Origin of the sequence: Mesorhizobium sp. LjRoot246 (genome assembly GCF_964254115.1) — a bacterium.
Classification (GTDB): domain Bacteria; phylum Pseudomonadota; class Alphaproteobacteria; order Rhizobiales; family Rhizobiaceae; genus Mesorhizobium.
Genome location: NZ_CAXUSN020000001.1, coordinates 3112472 through 3137402, shown reverse-complemented (window position 1 = coordinate 3137402; position 24931 = coordinate 3112472). Strand labels below are relative to the sequence as shown.

Here is a 24931-nt window from a genome sequence, read left to right as displayed (position 1 = left end):
TGTGAATTCCTCCCTGTAAGCGATTCAGTTGACTGGTGTTTCAGTTGATCGAGATTTCGGAAAGCTTGACCGTGCGGCCCTCGTCGATCGAGCGGTAGCCCGCCTCGACCAGCGCCATGGTCTTGACGTTGTCGGCGACGGAGAGCGCCGACGGCGTGCCGGTCTTCACCGCGTGCTGGAGCTGCTCCATCACGCCGATGAAGGCATGCGGGAACCACATCGTGTCCCAACGGGGCGTCACCCACGCGCCGCCGGTCGTCTCGGTCGAGGCATAGGTCAGTGTCGAGGCCGAGCCTGTCGGCCAGCCGATAGTGCCCTTGGCGACACCCTTGGTGCCGTCGACGCGCCAGTTGATGTGCTGGTCGTCCTTGTAGCCATCCTGGCGCGGGCCGGACCAGACATCCTCCAGCGACACGGCGAGCACGCCGGACGGAAAGCGCAGCGTCGACACCGTGATGCCGTCGGAATGGTCGAATTTCGTGCGCGGATCCTTGCGCGTCAGCGTCGTGATCTCGTCGGGGTCGCCGAACAGGAAGCGCAGCACGTCGAGATGGTGCACGCTCATATTGGCCAGCGTCAGCCGGTCGTAATCCTCGAGGAAGCTCTGCCAGTGCGGGATGGCGTGCATGTCGATCTGCGCGAAGACAATGTCGCCCAGCGCGCCGCTGTCGATGATCTGCTTCAGCACACGCATCGACTGGTCGTAGCGCATGTTCTGGTTGACCGAGAGGATCTTGCCAGCTTTCGCCGCCTCGTCGCGCAGCTTGACCGCTTCGTCGACCGACAGCGCCAATGGCTTCTGCGCCAGGATCGCCTTGATGTGCTTCTGCTTCAGGGCGTGACGGATCAGCGCCGGCTGCTGGTCGGGCGGGAAAGCAAGGTCGATGATCTCGACATTCGTATCCTCGATCAGCTTTTCGGGCGTATCGTGCACGGTCGGGATGGCCCAGCGTGTCGCCACCTTCTCGGCGCTGGCTCTGGTGCGCGAGGCGATCGCCACCACCGGAAACCCGGCTTCCTTGTAGGCGGCGAGATGGCACTCGGCCATGATCATGCCGGCGCCGATGCAGCCGATCCTGTATTCCTTCGTGCGGACCTTCACGTCCGGCTCGAAGCCCTTGTCTGCCATCTGATCCTCCCGAAGCTCGTTTCTTGCGGCCGCAATCATCGTGCCAGCGCTCCCCCGCTCTGTCCGAAATAATGCACGCGCGCCGGCTCGCAGGATATCGCCACCATGGCGTCCGGCCGGATGTCGGGCTGGCCGCGCAGCAATGCCTTCAGCCGCGCCTGCCCGGCAGCGAGCGTCACCACGGTGTAGCCGCCAAGCGGCTCGACCTCGAACACCCGCGCCGGGCGGCCCGGGCCCCCGCCCTCTTTTCCCTCGCTGGGCCACGGTCTGACCTTGATGTCTTCCGGCCTCAGCCCGATCTCGATGGCATCAGTGGGAGCAGCCTTGTCGGCAATGCGGATCGTGCCTTCGGCCGCCTCGACGCCGCCCTCGCCGCGCACCGATTTCAGGATGTTCATCATCGGCGAGCCGAGCAGCCGCGCCACATAGGTGCTGGCCGGGCGGTCATAAATCTCGGCCGGCGCACCGATCTGCCGGATCCTGCCATCCTCCAGGATGGCGATGCGATCGGCGACCGACATCGCCTCTTCCTGGTCATGCGTGACATAGATCAGCGTCTTGCCGAGCTCGCGCTGGATGCGCTTCAGCTCGACGCGCGTTTCTTCGCGCAGCCTGGCGTCAAGCGCCGAGATCGGATCGTCCATCAGATAGGCGTTGGGATCGCGCACCAAGGCACGGGCAATCGCCACACGCTGCCGCTCGCCGCCCGAAAGCTGCGCCGGCGGCTTGTGCAGGATATGGCCGATATGCAGCTTCGCCGCGACGTCGGCGACCCGCCTTTTGATCTCGGCCTCGGCGACCCGGCGTTCGACCAGGGGAAAGCGGACATTGTCGAGCGCGCTCATATGCGGGAACAGCGCCAGGTTCTGGAACACCATCGCGACGTTGCGCTCGGCCGGCGACACCGTGTTGACCGGCTTGCCGCCGATCAGGATTTCGCCGGTGTCCGGCGTCTCCAGCCCAAGCACCAGGCGCAGGATGGTCGACTTGCCCGACAGCGGCGGACCGAAGAAGCAGAAGAACTCATTGTCATTGACCGTAAACGAGGCATCGTCGACAGCCAGTGTCTTGCCGTAGCGCTTGGTCACATTGCGGAAGACGATATCGGCCATCTCAACCTGCCTTGATCGCAAGGCCGGTAGCGGCGTGGAAGACACGCACCGACGACGCAGTGGGGGCGACGACGGCGGTTTGCCCGATCGCCAGCCCGACATCATTGTCGAACACGGCCTTCACCGCGCTCTCGCTATGGCCGAGGTGAACGATGGTGCGCGCGCCGATCCGTTCGACGAAGGTGACCTGCATGGCCAGGCCCTGCCCATTCTGCACCAGCGTCACTTGCTCCGGCCGGAATCCGTAAAGCATCTCGCCGCGCGCGCCGCGCAAGGCGGCCGCGAGTGCGTCCGGCAACGGCGGCGTGATGCCCAACGCTCCGAGATCGACGACCAGCCCGCGGTCGCTCTCCGCCGGCCTGCCCTTGAGCAGGTTCATGCCCGGCGCGCCGATGAAGCGGGCGACGAAGACATTGGCCGGATCGTTGTAGACCTCGAGCGGCGTGCCGACCTGCTGCAGCACGCCGTGGTCCATGACCGCGATGCGGTCGGCCATGGTCATCGCCTCGAGTTGGTCGTGGGTGACATAGACCATGGTCTGGCGAAATTGGCGCTGCAGCTGCTTCAGTTCGGTGCGCATGACGGCCCGGAAAGCGGCGTCGACATTGGACAACGGCTCGTCGAGCAGGAAGATCGCCGGCTCCATGATCGCGGAGCGGCCGATCGCCACGCGTTGCAGGATGTTGACCGACAGCCGGTCGGCCTTGCGGTCGAGCAGCGGTGTCAGTTGCAGCATCTCGGCGATGGCGCCGACACGGCGGTCGATCTCGGCCTTCGCCGCACCCCGCATCCTCGGCCCGTAGGCGAGGTTCTGGCGCACCGTCATATGGGTGAAGATGGCATAGTTCTGGAAGACGAAGCCGACGCCGCGCCGCCCCATCGGCACGCCGGCCATGTCGCGCTCGCCAAACAGGATCCTGCCGCCGGTCGGTTCCTCCATGCCGGCGATCATGTTCATCGTGGTCGACTTGCCGCAGCCAGACGGCCCGAGCAGCGCCATGAACTCGCCATCGGCAATTGCCAGGTCCATGGTCTTCAGCGCGGTGAAGTCGCCGAATTTCTTGACCAGGTTCTGCAGGTGGATCGCGCTCATGCCCGCACCTCGCGTGCCCGCGCCATGCGCTTCATGGCGAACACCGCCACGATCGAGAGCACGACCAATATGGCCAGCGCGATCGCCGCGACGTAGCCCCAGATCAGGTCCTGCGTGGTGAGCTTGTAGATGTAGACGGAAATGGTTTCGGTGGCGACGCCGGGGCCGCCGCCGGTCATGATGTAGAGCGTGTCGAATATCTTGAAGTTTTCGATCACCCTGATCGCCAGCGCGATGATGATGATCGTCTTCATCTTCGGCACCACGATGGTGACGAAGCGCTGCCACGGATTGGCGCCGAGCAGCGTCGCCGCCTTGATCTGGTCCTCCGGCACGCCGACCAGGCCGGCGAGCAGGATGAGGAACATCAGCGGCGTCCACTGCCAGATGTCGGCAACCATCACCGCGATCAGCGCCAGCGTTGGGTCCGACAGCCAGGCGATGGTGACGGGAGAACCGGTGAGCGCCGACAATATGTCGTTCACCGGGCCACCCGACTGGAACAGCATGAAGAACATGTAGCCGGCCACCGCCGGCACCACCATCATCGGCATCAGCAGGATCGAATAGAAGAAGCGCTTGCCGGGAAAATCGTCGGCAAACAGCGTCGCCAGCGCCAGCCCGAGCAGGAACTCCGCTGGCACGCAGACGATCATGACGATGGCGGTGCGCTTCAGTGCGCTCCAGAAGCGCGGATCGGCGGCAAGGTCGGTGTAGTTGGCAAAGCTGTTCCACAGCGACCAGGCGTTCCACCAGCCGAGACCCGAGAGCGGCGACCAGTCGGTGACACTGATGTAGAGTTGCATCAACAGTGGGAAGGCCGAGATGAACAGCACCAGGATCTGCGCCGGCAGGGTCAGCCGGAACCCCAGCCTTGCGCCCTCGTCGCGCGAAACCGGCTTTGTTCCGACGGCTTTCATCTCATCCTCTGAAATCATGGCAGTCACCGCGCTCATTGCTTGAGCGCCCCGAAAGTCAGCCCGCGCACCAGATGGCGCTGGATGGCGATGCCCATGATGACTGGCGGCACGGCCGCGATCAGGCCAAGCGCCGCCTTGGCGCCGTAGAGCTGCCCGGTCATCGAAGACGACAGCGAGGCCATGTAGACCGGGATCGTCACCCATTCGCGGGTCGTCAGAAGCAGCGCGATCAGATAGTCCGACCAGTTGAGGATGAAGACGAAGAGCGCTGCACTGGCGAGCGGCGCGCGCATCATCGGCAACGTGATGCGGGTGAAGACGCGCAGCCGCGAACAGCCTTCGACCAGGGCTGCCTCCTCGATCTCGCGCGGCATGTCGTCGAAGAAGGTCTTCATCAGCCAGAAGGCGAACGGCAAGGTGACGATGCCGTAGATCAGCGCTAACCCCCACCAGCTGTCGGTAAAATTCAGGAAGGCCCACATGATCATCACCGGGATCATCACCGCCATCGGCGGAAACAGCCTGAGCTGGATCAGCGCCAGCGGCAGGTTCTGGCCGGAGCCGAAACGCGACAGTCCATAGGCCGCGGCGGTGCCTGCCGACATCGCGATCACCGTGCCGAAAACCGCCGACAGCAGCGACGACAGGATCGGCTTCAGTGCGGTGTGGTCGAGCGCGACGATCAGGTTGTTGGTCGATTCGCCGAAGACGAAACGGAAATTGCTAAGTGTCGGGTTCTTCGGCCACCAGGTCAGGTCGGCGCCGGTCGCCGACCATTCGGCGATCGGCTTGAACGCCATCGACACCATCCACAGGATCGGCACCAGCGTCACCGCCATCGCCGCGAAGATCGCGGCGTAGCGGAAGATCTCGAAGGGAATGGAACGCTTCATCTGGCGGCTTTGCTGGTGGCGTTTTGGGCGGAGGGGAGAAGCAGGCTCCTCCCCTCCTTCGATATGATCCAGGGAGAAGGATCAGACGATTGGATCGAGAACTGTCGGCCAGGCCTCCTTGTTGGTCTTGATGGCTTCGAGCAACTTGTCCTCGCCGGTGCGCCGGGCGATCTTCTTCCACTCGGCCTCAGTGTCGGCCATCGCCTGCTCCGATGTCTTGGCCTTGGTCAGCGCCGCCATCAGGTTCTCGTCCAGCGCGTTGTGGAAGGCTGTCGCTCCGGGATAGTTGATGGTCGGTACGGTGCGGGCGACCGTCTCGCGCACCACGTCCATGTGGTAGGCATGATAGGTCTGGCGCACCAGCGGATCGGAGAAATCCGAGAGCCGGAACGGGTCCAGGTAGCCGCCGGGATTGGCGCTCATCCAGGCATAGATGCGGGCCGAACCCAGCCATTGCAGCAGGAGATAGGCAACCTCCTGGTTCTTCGACTGCGCCGAAACCATGCCGGTCAGCGAGAACCACAGCACGGAGCGGCTGATCAGCTTGCCGTCGATCTCGCGGCCGGGCGGCAGCATAGAGCCGATCTTGCCGGTGACGGCAGAATCCTTGTTGCCGGCATTGTCGAGGAATTTCGGCAGGTTGGAGAAGGCGCAGGTCATTGCCGCGCCGCCCTTGGCGAAATTGCCGTACTGTTCGGGCCAGCCCCAGGAGATCGCATCCGGCGAATGATGCGCGAGCGAAGCGACATATTCGTTGGTAGCTGCAATGCCTTGCTCGGAATTGATCATCGGCTTGCCGTCATCGCCAAACAGGAACTGGTTGGGCGAAGCCATCGAGACATAGCGCTGGTACCAGTTGGTATAGCCCCAACCCTGATTGCGCAGATCGGTCGAGCCGAACAGACCCTTATCCGGGCGCTGGAAGAAGGCGGCGATGTCGCCATGCTGCTTCCAGGTCTTCGGCGGTGCCAGATCGTAGCCGTATTTGTCCTTGAAGGCCTTCTTCTCGGTTTCGTCGCCGAACAGGTCGGTGCGGTAGACCCAGGTCTGGAAGTCGCCGTCCAACGAGACGCCATAGTTCGAGCCGCGATATTTGTTCAGCAGCGACACGCCCTTGGCGCCGTTGACATAGCCGGTCGTGGGATCGTCCCACTCGGGCTTGTGCTGCGCGACGAAGTCGTCGAGCTTGGCGATGCCGCCGGTTTCGGCGAGGTCGCCGAGGCGGTTCCATTCAGTCGAATAGATGTCGTAGGCCCCACCCTTGGTGGAGATGTCCTGCATCGTCTTGGTGAATTCCTGGCCGTTCGGCAGGCCGACGATTTCGATCGGAATGCCGGTCTCCTTTTCCCACAGGTCCTTGATCGACGGCGCGCCGGCCGGGAACGGCTGTGTGAGCTGGCCGATCGAGCCGTCGGACAGGCCGAGCACGATCTTGGCTGGCGCCTTGCCGGCGCCCTTCAGCGCCTTGGCCGCCTCGATGGCGCGGCCTTCCGGCGTGTCGGCGCCATACTGGTAGCGCTCGGCCCCGTCGAAGCCCGTCGGGCCGCCGATCATGCCTGGCGCCAGCGCGTCGGCCGCATAGGCGCGGCCGGGACGAATGAATTGCGGTGCGATACCAGCGGCGGCCATGATCACGGCCGCCTTTCCTCCGGACGCCAGCAAGCGGCGCCGCGAGATGCGGATCAAGTCAGACATTGAAACTCCTCCCTCAGGGCCACGTTTCCTCCACGACCCTATGAGGGATATTGACGGCAGCACGGGAAGGCTGTCAACATCATAAATAATCAAAACACCTCACAATATTGCAGATAGGACGAGGAAATGCACAAAACCGGGATTCATACGCCACTCCTGATGCCTAGATTTGATGGGAAATGCCTCTTCCCGACCCTGCGCAGCCCTGCCCGACCATTTGATTTAGCCCGGCGGCTTGCACATCGGCCAAGGGCGGATACATCATTTCCCATCAGAATCGCCGATGGCGGGGAATCCGTCGCCAGCCGATCCGACGCATGCAGGAGATGAGAGACGGTGCGTTCAACCCTGACTGACATAGCCCGGGAAGCCGGCGTCTCGGCCGCCACCGTCGACCGCGTGCTCAACAACCGCCCCGGTGTACGGGCGCGCACGCGTGAAATCGTGTTCGAAATGGCGCAGCGCCTCGGCTACATCGCCGAAAGCCCGAACGGTGCGCCGCTACGCCCCTCGCCCGGCGAGGTCATCCGGCTCGACTTCGCGCTGCCGGCCGGCACCAATTCCTTCATCAAGATGCTGCACCGCCAGATCGAGGCACAGGCGCAGGCGCGGCCCGATCTCGATGTGCACATCGCCACCATCGAAGGTTTCAATCCGGACGGCCTCGCCCGCCTGCTGCAGGATCTGCGCGGACAGACGCAAGGCGTCGGTGTCATCGCGCTCGACCATCCAACGGTGCGCGAGGCGATCCGCTCGCTGTCTGCCAACGACATCAAGGTAGTGACCATCGCCTCCGACATCCTGCATGTGCCCAGGGTCGCCTATATCGGCATCGACAATCGCGCCGCCGGGCGGCTCGCCGGCTATCTGCTCAACCGCTTCATGGGATCGGGGCGTCCGGGCAAGGTGGCGCTGTTCGCCGGCTCGCTGTCCTATCGCGGCCATGAGGAACGCGAGATGGGGTTCCGCCATATTCTGGCGGAGGAATCGCCCAATCTGCAGATCGTCGAGATGCGCGAAATGCTCGACGACCGCGAGAAGGCCTATTCGGAGGCATCAGCCCTGCTGGAGCGGCACCCCGACCTTGCCGCGATCTACAATGTCGGCGCCGGCAACACCGGCATCGCCCGCGCGCTCAAGGAACGCGGCCGCGCCCAATCCATGGTCTTCCTCGGCCATGAGGTGACGGACGGCACCAAGGATCTTCTGCTCGACGGCACGCTCGACGCGGTCATCGACCAGAACCCGCGTGTCGAGGCCCGCGAAGCGCTTAACACCCTGACCCATGCGGTCAGGGGATTGCCCTATGAACTGCATCAGCCGAGGCTGCAGGTGATCTTCAAGGAGAACATCCCGGAGATCTGACGGACCTACTGGACAGCCGCGACCTCCGCGGCGGCACCATCGACAAAACTCTTGTCGACCCATTTGCCGTAATCGATCGAACCCTTCAACAGTCCGGCGCTGGCCATGAACTTTTCCTCGCCCTGCAAGGCGGCGATCGCTTCGTCGGTGAGTTTCGGATCCTGGTGGAACACACCGTCGGCATAGGTCTTGCGGACGGATTTTTCCGACGACTTGGTCGCCCCGACAAAGGTCTTGATTGTCTCGTCCGGATGGGCGTCGGCCCAGCGCGAAATCTCGATGTCGACCTTCAGCAGCCGCTTGACCAGATCGGGATATTTCGCCGCGAAGGTGCCATTGACCGAGATGACGTTCGGCACGTTCCATTCCGGATGCGTGCCGGTGTCGAACAGCACGCGCGCCTCACCGGTGTCGACCAGCTTGGCCGCCGTCGAATCCGTCTCGACAATGGCGTCGATGTCGCCGCGCAGCAGCGCCGGGCCGGATGCCTCGAAAGGCAGGTTCAGTCCTTCGACGTCATTGGTGGTCAGGCCGACGCTGTTCAGCGCCTTGCTGAAATTGGAATGCCGCACCGTGCCAGTGAGATAGGCGACCTTCTTGCCCTTGAGATCCTGCAGCGTCTTCAACGGCGAATCGGCCTTGACGACGATGTAGGAGCCACCGGCCTTCACATAGCTCGACAGGCCGATCAGCTTGACGTCGGCACCGGACGCCGCGACGCGCAGCGCCGGATTGTTGCCGGTATAGGTGAACTCGATCGCGCCGGTCGCCAGTGCTGTCGTCGCTTCCGAGCCGCCGTTGAAAGTCACCAGTTCGACCTTGATGCCGTCCTTGGCGAATTCCTTCTCCCACCAGCCGTCCTTCTGGGCGAGGATGAATTTGAGATGCCCCGGCGCCGTGCTGCCGATGCGGATAATTTCAGGCTTGTCCTGCGCGAAGGCAGGCATGCCGCCAAGGCTGATGACGACGGCAATGGCGCCCTTCAGCAGCAGCCGGCGAAGTGCATTGAATGGAATGTTGGGCATGGGGAAAATCCTTCCTGATTGGAATGAATGGGTGGCTTAAATGAGCGACGTCTCGGACTGGCCTTTCCAGGCTGTTGCCCAGCGCTCGAACCAGACGAGCAGGTAGTTGACGGTCAGTCCGATGACGGTCAGCGTCAGGATGCCGGCATACATATCGGCCGTTTCCATCATCAACTGCGAGTTCTGGATGAGGAAACCGAGGCCGGACTTGGCCGCCAGCATCTCGGCGCCGATGACCGCGAACAGCGAGGACTTCACCGCCAGTCGGGCGCCGGCGACGATCGAGGGGATGCTGGCCGGCAGGATGACTTTCCGGAACAGATCGAAGTCGGACGTACCCATCGAGCGCGCCGCCTTGATCAGCAGCGGATCGACCGACTTGACGCCGCTGATCGTGTTGACAAGGAGAAAGAAGACCGAGGAATAGAAGGTGATCGCCACCTTCGATTCCTCGCCGATGCCGAGCAACAGGATGAACACCGGCAGCAGCGCGAATTGCGAGGTGTTGCGCAGCGTCTGCACCAGCAGGTCCGAGACTTTCTCGAACAGCGAATAGCGCCCCATCAAGAGACCGAGCGGAATGGCTACCACCACGCCGAGTGCGAAACCGATCGTCGCGCGCTGCAGGCTGATGCCGATATGCTCGATCAGCACGCCCGAGGCGAGCAGGTCCCACCAGGCGACCAGCACCTCGCTCAGCGGCGGAAAGAAGATGCGGTTCAGCCAGCCAAGCCGTGGCGCGATCTCCCACAGCAGGAAGAACAAGCCGAGCAGCGGCAGGCCGTAGACAAAGGTGCCATGGCTCGCTTTCTTGCGTCGGGCTTTTGCACCGTGAGCCTTGATGGCGGGGACCCTGGCCGCGGCTATCGTTTCGCCAGCACCGGCGAACAGGTGAAGCGCTCCAGCGGAACCAAACTTCTCGGTCAGATAGGCCATGGATCCAGCTCCTCAGTGACTGAAGGCTGGCGACAGGGTCCAGTCCTTCTGCGCCTTGTTGACCTCGTCGCGCAGCACGTCCCAGACGCGAGCGCGATACGAGTTGAATTCGGCGCTGGCGCGGATGTCGCCGTCGCGTGGCCGTGGCAGGTCGATGTCGATGATCTCTTTCACCGCGCCCGGCCGCGCCGTCATCACCACAACCCGGTCGGCCAGGAAGATCGCCTCGTCGATCGAGTGGGTGACGAAAATGACCGTCGTCTCGATCTTGCCCCAAATACGCAGCAGCTCGCCTTGCAGGAGCTCGCGCGTCTGCTGGTCGAGCGCCGCGAACGGCTCGTCCATCAGCAGCACTTCCGGGTTGCTGGCCAGCGCACGCGCGATCGCCACGCGCTGCTGCATGCCGCCGGACAGTTGGTTGGGAAAACGGTCCTCGAAACCGGCAAGGCCGAACAGCGCCAACAGATGGCGGGCGGTTGCGGTGCGCTCGGCCTTGGCCACGCCGCGAACTTCCAGCGCATATTCGATGTTGGCGAGCGCCGTGCGCCAGGGAAAAAGCGCGTATTGCTGGAAGACATAGCCGGTCTTGGGGTCGGGCCTGGTGATGCGCCTGCCGTCGAGCTGGACATTGCCGCCGGTCGCCTGCGTCAGGCCGCCGATGATGTCGAGCAGCACCGACTTGCCGGAGCCGCTGGGTCCTACCAGGGTGATGAACTCGCCCTTGCGGATCGAAAGATCAACGCCATCGAGCACGGTGACACGATCGGTCGCCTCGCCGTCGACGGTAACGAACTGCCCCGGCTTGAGCTGGAAAGTCTTGGAGATGTCGCTGACGACGATGCGGTCCATGTTTGGGCGGTCCATGTCTGTCTCCGATCGGTTCACTGCGCCACGCGGATGCGGTGCGTCGGGTCGAACTCCGAGCCGCCGGCCTTGCCGCGCTTCCAGCCGAGCGCGCGGGCATAGGAGCCGAACAGCTGGCGCTCGTCGGCCTCGGTCTCTGTGATGCCGGTCGACCCCTCGGCGAACTCCGCCACGTAAAGCGCGTCGGTCGGGCAGTAGATCTCGCAGAGGAAGCAGGTCTGGCAGTCGTCCTGGCGGGCGATCACCGGCACGCCGTTGTCAGTCGCGTCGAAGACGTTGGCCGGGCACACCTTGACGCAAATGTCGCATTCGACGCAGCGCGTGGCCGAGACGATCTCGATCATGACGCCATCTCCGCCAGCCGCTCAGGCGTGCCGGCGATGCGGAACGCATCGACGCCGGTGATGACCAGTCGGTGCGCGAAAGCCGGGCTCTTGGCCGGTAGGTCGGTGCGGCGATGCATGCCGCGGCTCTCGGTGCGATGCAGTGCGGCGGCCACCGACCAGCGCCCGGCGGCGGCGATCGACGCGGCCTCGCGGGTGCGGACCCGGTCCAGCCCCTCGCCCTGCAGATGGTCGCGCACGTCGCGCCAGACGCTCTCCAGCCGCTCGCTGCTCTTCTCCAGGGTCTCGCCAGTGCGGAAGAAATTCTTGTCCAGCGGTGTCACCTCGTTGCGCACCGCCTCGATGACTTCGCCCGCCGAGATGTCGGCGCGCGGCGATGCCGCTGGCCGCAGGCCGGCTTGGCCGAGTGACTGCACCGTGCCGCGAAAAGCCTTGCCGTTTCGACGCTTTGCATGGGTCGAGGCGCCCTTGCCGGCCCACCAGCCGCTGGCCAGCGCCCAGGATGAATTGACGGCGCCGCCGCCCGACACCGCGCCGGTCATGATCTCGCGGCTGGCGGCGTCACCGGCGACATAGAGGCCGGGCACGCCGGTGGCGCAATCGTCGGAGACGATGTCGATGCCGCCGGTGCCGCGCACCGTGCCTTCTGCGCGCAAGGTGATGCGGAACAACTCGCTGAACGGATCGATGCCGGCGCGGTCATAGGGTACGAAGCAATTCGGCTGGCCCTGGCGCAACCAGCCTTGCAGCGCCGGCTCGGCCTGATCGAGCCGCGCATAGACCGGGCCGTCGATCAGCGCACGCGCCACCTCTTCCTCGCGGTCGCCGATGCCGTTGCGCAACGGCTCGCCGGTCGGGCCGAGGATCGGCGAACCGTCCTCGCGATGGAACGATGCCCAGCGGAACGGCAGCCCCTTGTTCAGCGACGAGCCATAGGGCGCCAGCGTGTACTTGCCGGTGAACTCCATGCCCGACAGGCTGGCGCCCGCTTCAGCCGCCATCAGATAGCCGTCGCCGGTCAGGCCGGTCGCGCCGAGAATGCGTTCGCGGAACGCGCAGCCGCCGGTCGCCAGCACCACCGCGTTGGCGTCGACGCGCCAGTCCTGGCCGATCTGCCTGGCGACACCGGCGGCGCCGACGATGGCATCGCCGTCCGACAGAAGTTCGAGCGCGGGGTGGTGGTCGAGCACGGTGACGCCGGCCAACAGCACCCGGCGGCGCATGAAGCGCATATAGTCCGGCCCGCGCAGATTGGCGATGTAGAGCCGGCCGTCATCCTCACTCGGGAAGGGATAGCCCCATTCGGACAGCCTGAGCAAATTGCGGTAGGCGGTATCGACGCAGCGCAGCATCCAGCGCGGATCGGCGAGTTCGCCGGTGCGCTGCCAGCGCCGCTCGACCACGGAATGCCTGTTGTCGCCCGGCGGCACGCACCAGGTGCCGGTGTTGGACGGCGCGGTGGCGCCGCTGGTGCCGAGATAACCCTTGTCGGCCAGCACCACTTTGGCGCCGCTCTCGGCCGCCGCGACAGCCGCCCAGGCCGCCGACGGACCGCCGCCCAGCACCAGCACGTTGGCCTGGAGGTGCAAGCTGTCGGAAGCGGATTTCTGCGGCTTGGGCATGGATACCGGCTACGCGGCGCGAGCGGCGCTGGAGGACCACGCTGGCTCGTTGCCGGCGCTCCACTTGATGTTGCAGCCGATCGACGGCACTTGGCTTGCATCGGGTCTGCCGCCCTCCAGCACCGTATCGACCGCCGCGCGCAGATCGGCACCCGTCACCGGCTTGCCGTTGCCCGGCCGCGCATCGTCGAACTGGCCGTGATAGGCGAGCCGCCTTTCGGCATCGAACAGGAAGAAGTCGGGTGTGCAGGCCGCGCCATAGGCCTTGGCCGTCTGCTGTGAAGCGTCTTTGAGATAGGGGAAAGAATAGCCGAATTTCTCGGCCTCCTCGCCTATGCGGGCGAGCGTTTCTTCCGGATGCGCTTCGTGGTCGTTGGCGTTGATCGCCACCACTTGCAGCCCCTTGCCAGCATACTCCCTGGCGAAAGCGGCAAGCTGCTCGCGGATCAGCACGACGAACGGGCAGCGGTTGGAGATGAAGGCGACCAGCAGGGCCGGCTTGGCATCGAAATCGGCGAGCCGGTGCAGCACGCCTTGCGCGTCGGGCAACAGGAAGTCGGCGGCCCTTGTGCCAAGGTCAATCGGGTTGGATTCTGTCTTGGGCATCGATGCGCTCCCTTTGTGCAGCCGGTTTTCACAGGCCAAAGTGCGAGTGCTCTGAGCGTTCGCAGTTAGTCTATGAATTTAGTATAATTATAGGTCGGAGAGCGCATTCGCGGTCAACCGCGCGGCTTAGAATATCGTGCCAATGTTTTATACCGAGCCGCCAAGTTTGTTCGGGCGGAAGCCCATCCGGAGAAATCCGGACGGATAGGATTTATCGAAGGCAAACGGTTCGGCGAGCAAATTGATACTGCTCCGCCGAACTGCCTTCCGATTTTCGGGGCATCATTCCCATTCCGGATAGAGCGCCTTCGCCAGGTCGGTGAAAGGCAGGTGATCAACAACGCCTCCGGCATCGAGCTGCATTGGCTGACAAGGGGCGGCGTACCGGCGGGCGAGGACAGATTGCTGGCCGAGGCTGTCCGCGCGGTGGCGTGGCCACAGGACGGTTCGGCCTTCGGCTGGTTCGAGGCCGAAGCAGCTGCCGCCAAGATCGTACGCGAATATTGGCGCGATATGTTGGGGCTTGGTCGCGATCAAACGCTGGCGGCCGCCTATTGGCGGCGCGGCGCGGCTGGCTTGATGGCGGGGTGAACTCTAATGATCGGCCCGCCGTCTTTGCCGACGCCGATATCAATTTGATCACCGGAGACAAGGTTCGAAATATCGCACACCACCAGCGGCATGCGAATGTCATAGAGAAATTCGGCAACGATGGCGCCAACCACCAGGATCGGGTCGGGCCGCTCCAAAAGGATGCCGGCCGGCGCCGTGCCCCGGCGGATTGCCTCGGCCAGCACCGAGGACGAAGACGACGAGCCGCGCCCGCTCGGCATGACCAGGATCCTGCCGGCGACATTCTGGCCGAGACCCGGATGCGAATGGTCTGAAATGTCGCCGGTCTCTGCATCGATGCCGCCCCAAAAACTGAGCGGTTGCGAAAACACCAGCGCCTTACCCTGGGCTTCGCCGGCCAGTTGGAAGGTGCCGCTTCGTTCCATCGGTCGCGTCATAAGGCGCTCCGCACGACATGCCCGACTGCTGCTGAGCGGATACAATCCCTCATCTCGGCAAAAGCGACGGACACGCCGATATTGCTCGGCGCATAATGCGCCCATTTGCCGGAATTGGTCATCACCACGCCGTCGAGGCGTTCCAGGATCGAGGTGACATAGGTGCAGGTGTCGGCGACCGGGATCAGGCCGAACGCCTCCATGCCCGCCAGCGCGCCCTCCTCCTGCAATCGCGCCAGCGTCGCGCGACCGGTGTTGACGTAGATCGGGATACCCCTGCCGGGTGCTGCCTCGCGCAGCAGCGGCAACAGCCGCATCCATTCCTCATGCGAAAAATGCGGCGTGCCGAGCGACACGGCCGCCAGCGGCGCGCCAGCGGGCACGGTCGATAGCCTGGCCAGCGCATGATCGATGTCGGCGCGGCTGATGCGGATCGTCTCGTCAGGCGCATGACCCTGAAACGCCTCGTCCAGCGTTCTCGCTTCCGGTGTGATGCCGACCGCATGGAACAGCGCCACAGCACCCGTCGTTGCCGCCGCCGCCCCCAGCGCCTTCAGTTGGTCCTCATCGCGCGGTTGCGGCAGGCCTGCCATCACCGGAATCCGGTCGCCACTCGCTTGCCCGATCACCAGCCCGATGCCGACGAACAGGCTGTCGCTCGGCTCGGGGTCGGCAATGGCCAGCTCGAACAAGATCCGGCCGCGCCGGTTCTCGCTCAGATGCAGGCCCCAGGCCGGCGCGCGCCCAGTCATGGCGCAGCACAGATCGATGAAATCGCCATAGCGGTTGGTGCGCGCGCCGATGACCGAATTGGCAAAGACGATGGCGTTGGACTCGCCCCAGGCGATCTGCTGACCAAAGGCTGGCCGGAAGCGCGTCTGGTAGGGCGCGCAGGTGAATGTCGCCTGGCAACCAAGCTCCAGATGCGCCTTCATCAACCGTCGCGCCGGCACCTCTTCCGTTGCCGGCATTTTGACCATGCCGGGATGGATGAGATCGAACGAACCAACATTCAGCGTCGTCGGCACCTGGACACGGCCACCGCCTTCGACCAGCCGCTCGACGAAATCGAGACCGGCCTTGCCATGGTAGAGACAGCCATCGATATGCGCGCCGGAAATATCAAGCAGGCTGCCCGCCCCGACCGCCTTGGAAAACGCGACCAGGATTTTCATGGCGGCGGCCGCGGATGAGCCTTGCTCGCCGTCGAGCATGGACCGGTCCTGTGCCGTTAATTCCAGCGTCATGGCAGCTCCGGGCTCGTTATTCGAAAGGACGGCGGGACAGCGCCCCCCTCTGCCCTACCGGGCATCTCCCCCACAAGGGGGGAGATCGGCAGCTTCGGCCTTATTGCACCGTTTGCAACGCGGGAGATTTGCGAAACCAACGATAACAGCCGATCTCCCCCCTTGAGGGGGAGATGTCCGGCAGGACAGAGGGGGGCGCCACGGAACGCCAGCCGTCCCATCCGTCCACAGTCCTACTTAACCCGCCGCAATCAGCACCGTACTCTCCGGCGACCAACTGAGCACCACCTCCTGGCCCTCCGCCAGTCTGTCGGCACCAGTATTCTGCACAATCACCTTCAACGTCTGGCCGCCACGCTCAACGAAGTAAGTGCTGTTGTTGCCGGCGAAGATGCGCTTGGAGACCTGCCCCTTGAGGGTGTTGGCATTGCCGTCCGAAGCCCCGGCATCCGTCGTGATGCGGATGCGTTCTGGCCGCACGGCGCAACTGGCCTTGGCGCCGGCGGCAATCTTCGCACCCGCCCCCGCGGCGATCGCCGTACCGTCCGCAAGTCGAATGCCATTGCCTGTCGTGTCACCGCGAAAAATGTTGGCGTCGCCGAGGAAGGTGGCGGCGAATTCGCTCTTCGGCCTGTTATAGATCTCCTCCGGTGGTCCTTCCTGCACCAGCTTGCCGTCGCGCAATATGCCGATGCGGTCACTCATCGTCAGCGCTTCTTCCTGGTCATGGGTGACGAAGATGGTGGTGATGCCTATCTCGCGCTGGATGCGCTTGAGCTCGATCTGCATATCGACGCGCAGCGCTTTGTCGAGCGCGCCGAGCGGCTCGTCGAGCAAAAGCACGCGCGGCTTGGTGACGATCGCGCGAGCCAGCGCAACACGCTGGCGCTGGCCGCCGGAGAGTTGGTGCGGACGCCGCCCACCGAGTTTGCCGAGCTGCACCAGATCGAGCGCGCGCTGCACCTCGGTAGCAATCACCGCCTTGGCCTCGCCACGCACAGACAGGCCGAAGGCGACATTGTCGGCGACGCTCATATTGGGAAACAGCGCATAGTTCTGGAACACCATGCCGATGCGGCGCTTTTCGACCGGCACCCGCTCGACGCTTTCGCCGCCGATGGCGATGCGGCCAGAATCGGGAAAATCGAAACCGGCGATCTGTCTGAGCAGCGTCGTCTTGCCGCTGCCCGATGGCCCGAGCAGCGCATAGAAGCCGCCATCGGCGAAATCGATGGAGACATTGTCCAGCGCCTTGTGTGCGCCAAAACTGCGCGAGACATCAGATACCTGCACGCCGGCCATTATTTCTCTCCGCCGAATTTGAAGAACCGCGCCGTGAGCAGCATCAGCGCCATCGACACGACAATGATGATCGTCGAGACCGCATTGATCTCGGGCGTGAAACCCTTGCGGATCGCGGCGTAGATTTCGACCGGCAACGTCGTCTGCCCTGGCGTTGCCAGGAAATAGGACACCACGAACTGGTCGAACGACACGGCAAACGCAAACAGCCCGCCGGCGATGACGCCTGGCATGATCCACGGCAGCGTGACGCGCCTCGTCACCTGCCACTGGCTGGCGCCGAGCGAGCGCGCTGCCTCTTCCAGCTCCGGCGCGAAGGTTTGCAGCCGGGCCGAGACGACGACGATGACGTAGGGCAGCGCCAATGCGACATGGCCGAGCAGGATCGCATGCAGGCCGCGGCCGATGCCGACGCCGAAGAAGAAGATCAGCATCGCCGTGCCGGTGATCAGCCACGGAATGGCGATCGGTGGAAACAGCAACGCCTGCAGGAATTTCTTGCCGCGGAATTCGTAGCGATAGAGCGCCAGCGACGCCGCCGAGCCGAGCACGACGCAGATGATCGTGGTGATGATCGCGATCTCGACGCTGTTCCAGGTGGCCGCGATCAGCTGGTCGTTCTGCCACAGCGAGGCGTACCACTCCGTCGTCCATTCGAACGGCAATTGGTAGAACGGTGAAACGTTGAACGACATCAGCGCCATGATGATGATCGGCAGATAGAGGAAGGCGAGCAGCAGACCGATGTAGAGGCGGCCGAGCCCTTCGAGGATGCGGGTCGTCGCCATCACGCGGCCCTCCGCAGCACCGGCGAGGCAACCGCCAGGATGACCAGCACCACGGCCAGCAGGATGAAGGAGAGTGCTGCACCGAGCGGCCAGTTGAACACGGCGACGAACTGGTCCTCGATGACCGTGCCGTAGAAGGTGCCGGTGCGGCCGCCGAGTATGCGCGGTTCCATGAACGAACCAACGACGGGCACGAAGATCAAAGCCGCACCCGCCACCAATCCCGGCATCGACAGCGGAATGATCACCCGCTTCAGCACCTGCAGCCGTGAAGCGCCAAGCGAGCGCCCGGCCTCGATCAGCGAGTCATCGATCGCCTGCAGCGTGAGATAGCAGGTCAGCACCATGTAGGGCACATAGGAATGCACCAGCCCGATGATGACGGCCGGATAGGAATACATGAGATCAATGTTGATCTTGAACGGCAGCACGGCGTTGAGCGCGGTGTCGAGAATGCCGCCCTCTCGCAAGACCATCGCCCAGGAAAAGATACGTACAAGCCCGTTCGACCAGAACGGCAAGATGACGAGCAGGAAGATCGCCTCGCGGCTGCGCCCTTTCAGCACCTTTGCCAGCACATAGGCGGCGGGATAACCGATGACGATGCACCACAGCGTCACTTCGAGGCCTAGGCGCAGCGAGGCGAGCAGCAGCGTTAGATAGAGGCTCTGCGAGAAGAAGGCGGCATAGTTTCCGAGCGTGAATGCCCACGGCTTTCCCGACAAAGGCAGCTCGGTCATGAACGAGAAGAAGACCATGGCCGACAGCGGCAGGAAGATCGCCACCGTCAGCCAGAGATAGGCAGGCGCCAGCAGCGGCAATGCCGATCTCAGCCCGCTTCGCGACGCTGTCGCGGCTGCCATCGAACCCTCCTTCCCAGGATTGAAAGAACCAGCCGGCGCGAACCGCCGGCTGACCCGGATGTCGGCTTTATTTCACATCGACCTTGAGCTGCTGCCAGAGCGCCAGATAGGCCTCGCGCTGGGCGTCGGTGATCGGCGCCTGGAACTGGATGCGCTTGGCCACTTCGGGGTCGCCCATGACCTTGCGGTTGAAGGCATCCTCGGGCAGTGCTTCTACCGCCTTGGTGTTGGCCGAGACTGGAGCGCCGACCTTGGTGACCCATTCGACATAGAATTTCGGGTCGATCATGTAGTTGATGAAGGCCTCTGCCCCGGCGACGTTCTTAGCATCGACCGGAATGGAAAACGCGTCGAGCCAGGCAACGGCGCCCTCCCGCGGCACCACCAGCGAGACCGGCAGCTTGAAATGCGTCTTGGCGCGATCGGCCGAGCCGCTCCAATAGGTGCCGATGTCGATCTGGTTGGAGGCGACCATCTGGTTCCAGTCGTTCTCGGAACTCCAGAAGGTCTTGATCTGCGGCATCAGCGAAGTCAGCTTTGCCTTGACCGCGTCCATATCCTTGATGTCGTTGATGTTCTGGCCGGTGGCTATAGCGCCGAACTGCACCGCCTCGACGGCGTCGTCGCGAATGACGACGCGGCCCTTGTGAGCGGCATCCCACATCTCGGCGATGCTCGTTGGCGGCTTGTCGAAGGATTTTTCGTTGATGGCGAGTGCCGTCAGGCCCCACACCCACGGCACGCCATAGACCTTGCCGTCATGGACGAGCATCGGCGATCCCGCCTTATCCTTGCTGATGTCGGCGTAGTTCGGCAGTTTCGACACATCAATCGGCTGGATCAGCTTACCGTCCATCGCCTGGTCGTTGAAGGCGGCGTTGATCATGACCACGTCGTAGAGGCCGGGATTGGTCCGGATCTTGGTCAGCATTTCCTGTTCGGAATTGAAGAAGTCGTTGACGACCTTGTTGCCGGTCGCCTTTTCGAAAGCCTCGACGGCCCACGGCTCGTCGGTGCCGTAGCCCTTCCAGTTGAGCACGTGCACTTCGTCGGCCTTGGCGGCGAAGGCGAGTGCGGAGGTAAAGACGGCGGTCGCCGTCAGCAGAGCAGTCAAGTCAGGCATGCGCATGGTTGGTTCCTCTCTGTGTTTTGCCCGCTTTGCCGGGCTTGTCAGGCTTTCCAGCTGTTATGCATTGGCCTTCTGTGTCCGGCCTGCCCCCGACGGGTCGGCGGCATGGCTCAGGAATGTCTGGATTTCGCGATTCGTCGGCGCCGAAGAGCCGCCGTGGCGGGTGACGGAAATGGCCGCCGCCGCGTTGGCTTGGCGCGCTGCCTCAAAGGGCGGCGCGCCGCCCGCCAGCGCGCTGACGAAAGCCCCGATATGCGTGTCGCCGGCGCCATTGGTGTCGATCGCGGTGACCTTGAAGCCGGCAATGGTTTGCGCCGAGCCGTCGGCCAGCCTGATATGGCAGCCCTTGGCGCCGGCTCGAATGACGACACCGTCAGCTTTCGGGCAGTGGTCGGCGAGAAGTCGTGCTGAGGCAGCCTCGACATCGCCCGAGCCGGCAATCTCGGCCGCTTCCGTCGTGTTGCAGCTCAGCCATGTGGTGCGGGCAAGCACCCGCGACAGGATCGAGCGTGGAATGTCCGAGATGACCGGCGTCGGGTCGAAGACGAGCGGAGCATCTGGCGGCAGCGCCTCGATCCAGTCGGTGAGCGCATCGCGGCTCTTGGGATAGCTCAGCGTATAGCCGGAGGCGAACACCCAGTCTCCCGGCGCCACCACGACCGGCGCCATCATATCGAGGCCGAGTACGCTCTCCGCACCTGGCCACGAGACGAAGGTGCGTTCGGCGTCGCTCGAGATCATGGCGACGCAATTGCCACTGTCCATCAAGGGCGATGGCGGCGTCAGCGTCGCGATGCCCTCGGCCATGAAAGCGGCGCGCAGGAAGTCGCCATTGGATCCACTGCCGAGCTGGCCGCCGAACACCACCTGCATGCCGGTGCGGGCGGCCGCGACCATCATGTTGAAGCCGCCACCGGCGACCTGGGCGAAGCTCGATGCGGTCTTCTCCGTGCCGGGTGCCGGCAAGGCGTCGATACGATAGACGTAGTCGACCACCGCACTGCCGACATGCACGAGACGACCGCTCATGCCGCGGCATCCTTGCCGGACTGGGTTTTTGCTACTCGCGCCGCCACAAGATCGTCAACAAGGGCGCGAACCTCCGACATGTCGATGCCCACGAGCCGGGCGATGTGTTGTTGCGGCAATCGGGAAAAGCCGGTGCAGGCGCCGGCCATGCCGGCCGCAATGGCGCCGATCGTGTCGGTATCACCACCGAGATTGGCGCTGATGACCGCCGCTTGCCATGGATCGCCGCGGGCGATTTCCAGCACCGCGAAGGCAGCGGGGACCGATTCCTGGCTGGCGACGCCGGTGCCGACCAGATCGGTGATCAGCCTGATCGCATCCCTGACCGCCTTGCCGCGTACGATGTCCTGCGCCCACACAATTCGCGCGGCGATGTCGCCGCCGGTGACCCAATGGCCGAGCGTCGCCCCTCGCCTCGCCGCCGCGACGGCGCTGGCGGAAGCGGCACGCCAGCCGCCGCCAGCGACGCCGCGGCTGACGGCGGCGGCAACGGCGGCGGCGGAGGCGATGGCGATCGAGGTGTTGTGCGTCGCCCTGCAGGTCTCCGCCACCTTGGCGACGAACGCTTCCAACGGTTCGAGCGGCATCATGACGCCGACTGGCGCGATGCGCATCGCCGCACCGTTGGTGTCGCCGCTACGTCCCGCTTCCTCTGCCGGCACGCCATTGTTGATGGCGTCGATGGCGCGCTTGGTCGACGGCCCCAAAAGATCATAGCTGCCGCGCGCCTTGACCTCGCGCTCCCAGTCGAGCAGTGCATTGACCCAGCGCGTGTGGTCGAAGCGGTCGCCGGATTCGACCAAAATGCGGCCGAGCAGAAGCGCCTGTTCGGTGTCGTCGGTGATGGTGCCGGCAGCCAGCCCCTTCGACACCGGGTGATCGGCGAAAGGCGCGATGAAATCCTCGACATGGCCATAGAATTCGGCAATGCGGGCCGGCGACAAAAGTTGCGTCGGCATGCCGAGCGCATCTCCAAGCGCTCCGCCGACGAGCGCGCCCATGGCCCGATCAAGCATGTCGTTGGCGGTATCTGGCATCGCTCAGAACCTCATATGCAGCGCGAAATGCGCCGGGTTGAGCAGGCTGGTGACATATTCGATCGGCCGATCGTCGGCGGCACGCGTCAACCGTCGGCCGCGCAGGAACGGCGTGCCTTGCGGGCAGCCGAGGATGGCCGCGTCCCCTGCATTCAGCATCTCGATCTCCACCCATTCCTCGCCATGGTCGGCAATGAGGCCGGCGCCGCGCAGCGTCTGATGCAGCGAGCCCTCGCGCAGGCCACGCAGCGGCACATCCTCCAGTTCCGGCGAAAGCGGCAGCCGGCTGCGCTCGATGGAGATCGCATGGCCATCGCTGGCATTGGTGCGCACCCGGTCGACAGCGATGAAGAACGGGCTTTCGATACCAAGCAGCGCAGCCAAATCGGCGTCCTCGATGACCTCCAGCCGCAGCGTCCGCGTCTCGGCATTGGCGCCGGCATTGGCCAGCGCACGCGACCAGCCGATGGCGTCGTCGACCGGCTTGCCGTCGAAGGTGACGAACGAACCAATGCCGACCTTGGTGGTGATCAGTCCGCGGCTGGACAGTTCCTCGAGGCCCTTGCGGACTGTGTTGCGGCTGACGGAGAAGCGCTGGACAAGTTCATTCTCGCTTTGCAGGCGGTCGCCGAAGCCAAGAACGCCGGAGCGGATTTCATGTTCGAGAACAGTGGCGATCTGCTCGGGCTTGCCCGTGCCGGGAGATAAATGAACCGCGCGCCGCTTCACATGGGTACCTGTTCAATAAACCTGTATGATCATGTTCAATATCGAGATGCGAATGCCATGTCAACGGGATGCTGAAGGCTGGCCAAACAGGCGACGAATGTGGGGATTGCCTGCAAGACGCGCTCACAGGCCGGTCGATATAGGTCTTGAGAAGATCGCCAAAAGACGCCATTCATCAAGGGGATAGAGCCAAGTCCTGATTCAATTTGAACGGACAGGCTAGGGTATCGACACCTCGCGCGGCTCAACGAGAATGTCCGCCTCGATCGCCGCGTTGATGAACGCCGCGCGTGCCGCCGAGGCTTCTTTCTTTCCCTCGAGCACGGCCAGGCAGACTTTGCGGGCAACCATGTGCCTTTGCCCGGTCGCGACAGGCCAGCGGTTCATCAGTATGTCGGCGGCTTGAGCAACTCGTTCCACGTTGAAGATCGAGTTTCGCGATCGGCCGAGCGCAATCCTGACCGGCTCATCGAAACGCTGATCTTGCACGATGCCACCCCCAAAGTCGGCATTCATCGATTCGCGGCCTTCAACCCCGCGCAATGTGATAGGTTCCGCGCCAAAGGTGCAAGATGTCCGATTCCAGTGGTCAGAAAAATCCCAGGCTGATTGTCGTGGTCGCATTCGACCGTGGCGAGGATGGCGAGTTGTTTCCAGCCTTTGGACCCGCCGACCAGCAGAGCGAGGACCGCGCCATACGCACCGCCAGGGCTCTGGCGGCAAAGCATGCCGGCGTCATCGCCTGGAGCCGCGAGGCCGACCCGACGCTGGGCGAATACGGCCCGCCGAATACGCTCTTCGTCAGCGGCGACGTGCCTGACATGGAGTAATCGATTGGCGTGCCAGGATCTGGGTCCGCGCTCAGTGTAGGCGGCCTGGCGCATTCAATTCGCGACAACGGTCGAGCAACCGTATATAGCCGGGACGTAGGGGGGCAAAAACGCCGCTCGTCTGGCTTGTGCCCATGTTTCAACCCATCGTGAATATCGAAGACGCGCAGACTCTGGCGCAGGCGATCGTCAATACGATCACCGAGCCATTTCTGGTCCTCGATGAGCAGTTTCGCGTGCTGGCGGCCAGCCGCTCCTTCTACAACACATTCGAAGTCGACCCAGGGCAGACCCAGGGATCGCTGCTCTACGCGCTCGGCGACGGTCAGTGGGATATTCCTGCACTTCGCCTGTTGCTGGAGACGATCATTCCCGAGAAGACCGCCATGGACGATTTCGAGGTCGAACATGATTTCCCGCGAATCGGCCGTCGCACCATGCTGCTCAATGCCCGCAAGGTGCTTTACGACCACAGTTCGGCCATCACCATTCTTCTCGCCTTCAATGACATAACGGCCCGTCGTATCATCGAGCGGGAGAAGGAAGAGCTGCTCAGCCGCACCGAGGATCTGCTTCGGCAGAAGGACGTGCTGCTGCGCGAGATGGAGCATCGGGTTGCCAACAGCCTGCAGATCATTGCCTCGATCCTGTTGCTGAAGGCACGCTCGGTCACTTCGGAAGAGACGCGCCAGCATCTCAAGGACGCCCACCAACGCGTTCTGTCCGTGGCCGAAGTGCAGCGCCATCTCCACACCTCGGCCGGCATCGACGAGATCGACGTCGGCTCTTATCTTCCGAAACTGTGCAGCAGCCTCGCCTCGTCGATGATCGGCGAAGCCCAGCCGATCACAGTCACCGTGACGGTCGAAGGCGGCAGGATGGATTCGCAAAGGGCCGTCAGCCTGGGACTGATCGTCACCGAACTCGTCCTCAACGCCATCAAATATGCCTTCCCCAAGGCGAGGTCCGGCGCTCGCATCCAGGTGAGCTACGAGACCGCCGGCAGCGACTGGAAACTGACGGTTTCGGACAATGGCGTCGGCAAGATCGCCAACGACATACCGGCTACCGGTCTTGGAACAGCCATCGTGGAAGCACTGGTCAAACAGTTGGAGGCCAAGGTGGAAGTGATCAGCGACACTGCCGGCACCAGCGTGTCGGTCACCCGGGCGACGTTCACCTCACGAGTGCCGCGAGCGGCGTAAAGCCGCTACCACGATGCCTGCCTTCCGGATATCGCCTCGATCCTGATCTGATAGAAAAGATGGCTGCCCGAAACTGTCGCGGCGTCGCCTGGCTTCAGGGCTCCCGGTTCCCACCAGTTCGCATGCCTTGCCAGAAGCGACCAGGCAAATTTGCGATC

26 protein-coding genes are annotated in these 24931 nt (G+C 63.8%); 4 read left to right on the top strand and 22 right to left on the bottom strand.

The window, feature by feature from the left end; all coding sequences use genetic code 11:
* Window positions 1–40 precede the first annotated feature (40 nt).
* From ACSQ3L_RS15190 to ACSQ3L_RS15165, 6 genes are all read right to left on the bottom strand, one after another.
* Window positions 41–1129 (bottom strand): Gfo/Idh/MocA family protein, encoded by a 1089-nt coding sequence (locus ACSQ3L_RS15190; protein WP_436160692.1) that lies wholly within the window; start codon window positions 1127–1129, stop codon window positions 41–43.
* Window positions 1130–1164: 35 nt separating this feature from the next.
* Window positions 1165–2241, bottom strand: a complete 1077-nt coding sequence (locus tag ACSQ3L_RS15185) for an ABC transporter ATP-binding protein (protein ID WP_436160691.1) — start codon at window positions 2239–2241, stop codon at window positions 1165–1167.
* Between the two features lies 1 nt (window position 2242).
* Window positions 2243–3334 (bottom strand): ABC transporter ATP-binding protein, encoded by a 1092-nt coding sequence (locus ACSQ3L_RS15180; protein ID WP_436160690.1) that lies wholly within the window; start codon window positions 3332–3334, stop codon window positions 2243–2245.
* Window positions 3331–4290: a carbohydrate ABC transporter permease gene (locus ACSQ3L_RS15175; RefSeq protein WP_436160689.1), complete on the bottom strand. Its 960-nt coding sequence runs from the start codon at window positions 4288–4290 to the stop codon at window positions 3331–3333. Before ACSQ3L_RS15175 ends, ACSQ3L_RS15180 begins: the two co-directional genes overlap by 4 nt.
* Complete coding sequence (locus tag ACSQ3L_RS15170) at window positions 4287–5147, bottom strand: carbohydrate ABC transporter permease (protein ID WP_352659011.1); 861 nt, start codon at window positions 5145–5147, stop codon at window positions 4287–4289. The genes ACSQ3L_RS15175 and ACSQ3L_RS15170 overlap by 4 nt, the downstream gene beginning before the upstream one ends.
* An 81-nt stretch (window positions 5148–5228) precedes the next feature.
* Window positions 5229–6842: an extracellular solute-binding protein gene (locus tag ACSQ3L_RS15165; protein ID WP_436160688.1), complete on the bottom strand. Its 1614-nt coding sequence runs from the start codon at window positions 6840–6842 to the stop codon at window positions 5229–5231.
* A gap of 336 nt (window positions 6843–7178) precedes the next feature.
* Here ACSQ3L_RS15165 and ACSQ3L_RS15160 point away from each other — a divergent pair, with 336 nt between their 5' ends.
* A complete protein-coding gene (locus ACSQ3L_RS15160; protein WP_436160687.1) occupies window positions 7179–8207 on the top strand; it encodes a LacI family DNA-binding transcriptional regulator in 1029 nt (342 codons plus the stop codon).
* Between the two features lie 5 nt (window positions 8208–8212).
* On the opposite strand, the gene ACSQ3L_RS15155 is transcribed toward ACSQ3L_RS15160, so the two are convergent.
* Genes ACSQ3L_RS15155 through ACSQ3L_RS15130 form a run of 6 tightly spaced genes read right to left on the bottom strand, consistent with a single transcriptional unit; the run spans window position 8213 to window position 13604 of the window.
* Window positions 8213–9232 carry an aliphatic sulfonate ABC transporter substrate-binding protein gene (locus tag ACSQ3L_RS15155; RefSeq protein WP_436160686.1) on the bottom strand — a complete coding sequence of 340 codons (1020 nt, stop codon included), beginning with the start codon at window positions 9230–9232 and terminating at the stop codon, window positions 8213–8215.
* A 36-nt stretch (window positions 9233–9268) separates the two neighbouring features.
* Window positions 9269–10168, bottom strand: coding sequence for an ABC transporter permease (locus ACSQ3L_RS15150; RefSeq protein WP_436160685.1), 900 nt, complete (start codon window positions 10166–10168; stop codon window positions 9269–9271).
* Window positions 10169–10180: 12 nt separating this feature from the next.
* The gene (locus tag ACSQ3L_RS15145; RefSeq protein WP_436163448.1) at window positions 10181–11017 is read right to left on the bottom strand and encodes an ABC transporter ATP-binding protein; all 837 of its coding nucleotides are present in this window, start codon (window positions 11015–11017) and stop codon (window positions 10181–10183) included.
* A 32-nt stretch (window positions 11018–11049) separates the two neighbouring features.
* A complete protein-coding gene (locus ACSQ3L_RS15140; RefSeq protein WP_436160684.1) occupies window positions 11050–11376 on the bottom strand; it encodes a 4Fe-4S binding protein in 327 nt (108 codons plus the stop codon).
* Window positions 11373–12998 carry an FAD-binding protein gene (locus ACSQ3L_RS15135; protein ID WP_436160683.1) on the bottom strand — a complete coding sequence of 542 codons (1626 nt, stop codon included), beginning with the start codon at window positions 12996–12998 and terminating at the stop codon, window positions 11373–11375. The genes ACSQ3L_RS15140 and ACSQ3L_RS15135 overlap by 4 nt, the downstream gene beginning before the upstream one ends.
* A 9-nt stretch (window positions 12999–13007) precedes the next feature.
* A complete protein-coding gene (locus ACSQ3L_RS15130) occupies window positions 13008–13604 on the bottom strand; it encodes a thioredoxin family protein (RefSeq protein WP_436160682.1) in 597 nt (198 codons plus the stop codon).
* A gap of 330 nt (window positions 13605–13934) precedes the next feature.
* Here ACSQ3L_RS15130 and ACSQ3L_RS15125 point away from each other — a divergent pair, with 330 nt between their 5' ends.
* Window positions 13935–14195 (top strand): SIP domain-containing protein, encoded by a 261-nt coding sequence (locus tag ACSQ3L_RS15125; protein ID WP_436160681.1) that lies wholly within the window; start codon window positions 13935–13937, stop codon window positions 14193–14195.
* Here ACSQ3L_RS15125 and ACSQ3L_RS15120 read toward each other — a convergent pair.
* From ACSQ3L_RS15120 to ACSQ3L_RS15075, 10 genes are all read right to left on the bottom strand, one after another.
* Window positions 14156–14614 carry an aconitase X swivel domain-containing protein gene (locus ACSQ3L_RS15120; protein ID WP_436160680.1) on the bottom strand — a complete coding sequence of 153 codons (459 nt, stop codon included), beginning with the start codon at window positions 14612–14614 and terminating at the stop codon, window positions 14156–14158. The two genes, ACSQ3L_RS15125 and ACSQ3L_RS15120, sit on opposite strands and share 40 nt — an antisense overlap.
* Entirely contained in the window at window positions 14611–15861 is a 1251-nt protein-coding gene (locus tag ACSQ3L_RS15115; protein WP_436160679.1) for an aconitase X, read from the bottom strand. The genes ACSQ3L_RS15120 and ACSQ3L_RS15115 overlap by 4 nt, the downstream gene beginning before the upstream one ends.
* A gap of 237 nt (window positions 15862–16098) precedes the next feature.
* The gene (locus ACSQ3L_RS15110; RefSeq protein ID WP_436160678.1) at window positions 16099–17163 is read right to left on the bottom strand and encodes an ABC transporter ATP-binding protein; all 1065 of its coding nucleotides are present in this window, start codon (window positions 17161–17163) and stop codon (window positions 16099–16101) included.
* Window positions 17163–17951, bottom strand: a complete 789-nt coding sequence (locus ACSQ3L_RS15105) for an ABC transporter permease (protein WP_436160677.1) — start codon at window positions 17949–17951, stop codon at window positions 17163–17165. The genes ACSQ3L_RS15110 and ACSQ3L_RS15105 overlap by 1 nt, the downstream gene beginning before the upstream one ends.
* Window positions 17951–18814 carry an ABC transporter permease gene (locus ACSQ3L_RS15100; RefSeq protein WP_127270909.1) on the bottom strand — a complete coding sequence of 288 codons (864 nt, stop codon included), beginning with the start codon at window positions 18812–18814 and terminating at the stop codon, window positions 17951–17953. Before ACSQ3L_RS15100 ends, ACSQ3L_RS15105 begins: the two co-directional genes overlap by 1 nt.
* A 67-nt stretch (window positions 18815–18881) precedes the next feature.
* Complete coding sequence (locus ACSQ3L_RS15095; protein ID WP_436160676.1) at window positions 18882–19943, bottom strand: ABC transporter substrate-binding protein; 1062 nt, start codon at window positions 19941–19943, stop codon at window positions 18882–18884.
* Window positions 19944–20000: 57 nt separating this feature from the next.
* On the bottom strand, window positions 20001–20972 hold the full coding sequence (locus tag ACSQ3L_RS15090) for a PfkB family carbohydrate kinase (RefSeq protein ID WP_436160675.1): 972 nt from the start codon (window positions 20970–20972) through the stop codon (window positions 20001–20003).
* Window positions 20969–22009 carry an ADP-ribosylglycohydrolase family protein gene (locus tag ACSQ3L_RS15085; protein ID WP_436160674.1) on the bottom strand — a complete coding sequence of 347 codons (1041 nt, stop codon included), beginning with the start codon at window positions 22007–22009 and terminating at the stop codon, window positions 20969–20971. The genes ACSQ3L_RS15090 and ACSQ3L_RS15085 overlap by 4 nt, the downstream gene beginning before the upstream one ends.
* Window positions 22010–22012: 3 nt before the next feature.
* A complete protein-coding gene (locus ACSQ3L_RS15080; protein ID WP_436160673.1) occupies window positions 22013–22738 on the bottom strand; it encodes a GntR family transcriptional regulator in 726 nt (241 codons plus the stop codon).
* Window positions 22739–22957: 219 nt separating this feature from the next.
* Window positions 22958–23254 (bottom strand): DUF982 domain-containing protein, encoded by a 297-nt coding sequence (locus ACSQ3L_RS15075; RefSeq protein ID WP_436160672.1) that lies wholly within the window; start codon window positions 23252–23254, stop codon window positions 22958–22960.
* 56 nt (window positions 23255–23310) lie between these two features.
* Here ACSQ3L_RS15075 and ACSQ3L_RS15070 point away from each other — a divergent pair, with 56 nt between their 5' ends.
* A complete protein-coding gene (locus tag ACSQ3L_RS15070; protein ID WP_023814060.1) occupies window positions 23311–23568 on the top strand; it encodes a hypothetical protein in 258 nt (85 codons plus the stop codon).
* A gap of 134 nt (window positions 23569–23702) precedes the next feature.
* Complete coding sequence (locus tag ACSQ3L_RS15065) at window positions 23703–24773, top strand: sensor histidine kinase (protein ID WP_436160671.1); 1071 nt, start codon at window positions 23703–23705, stop codon at window positions 24771–24773.
* The last annotated feature ends 158 nt before the right edge of the window (window positions 24774–24931 follow it).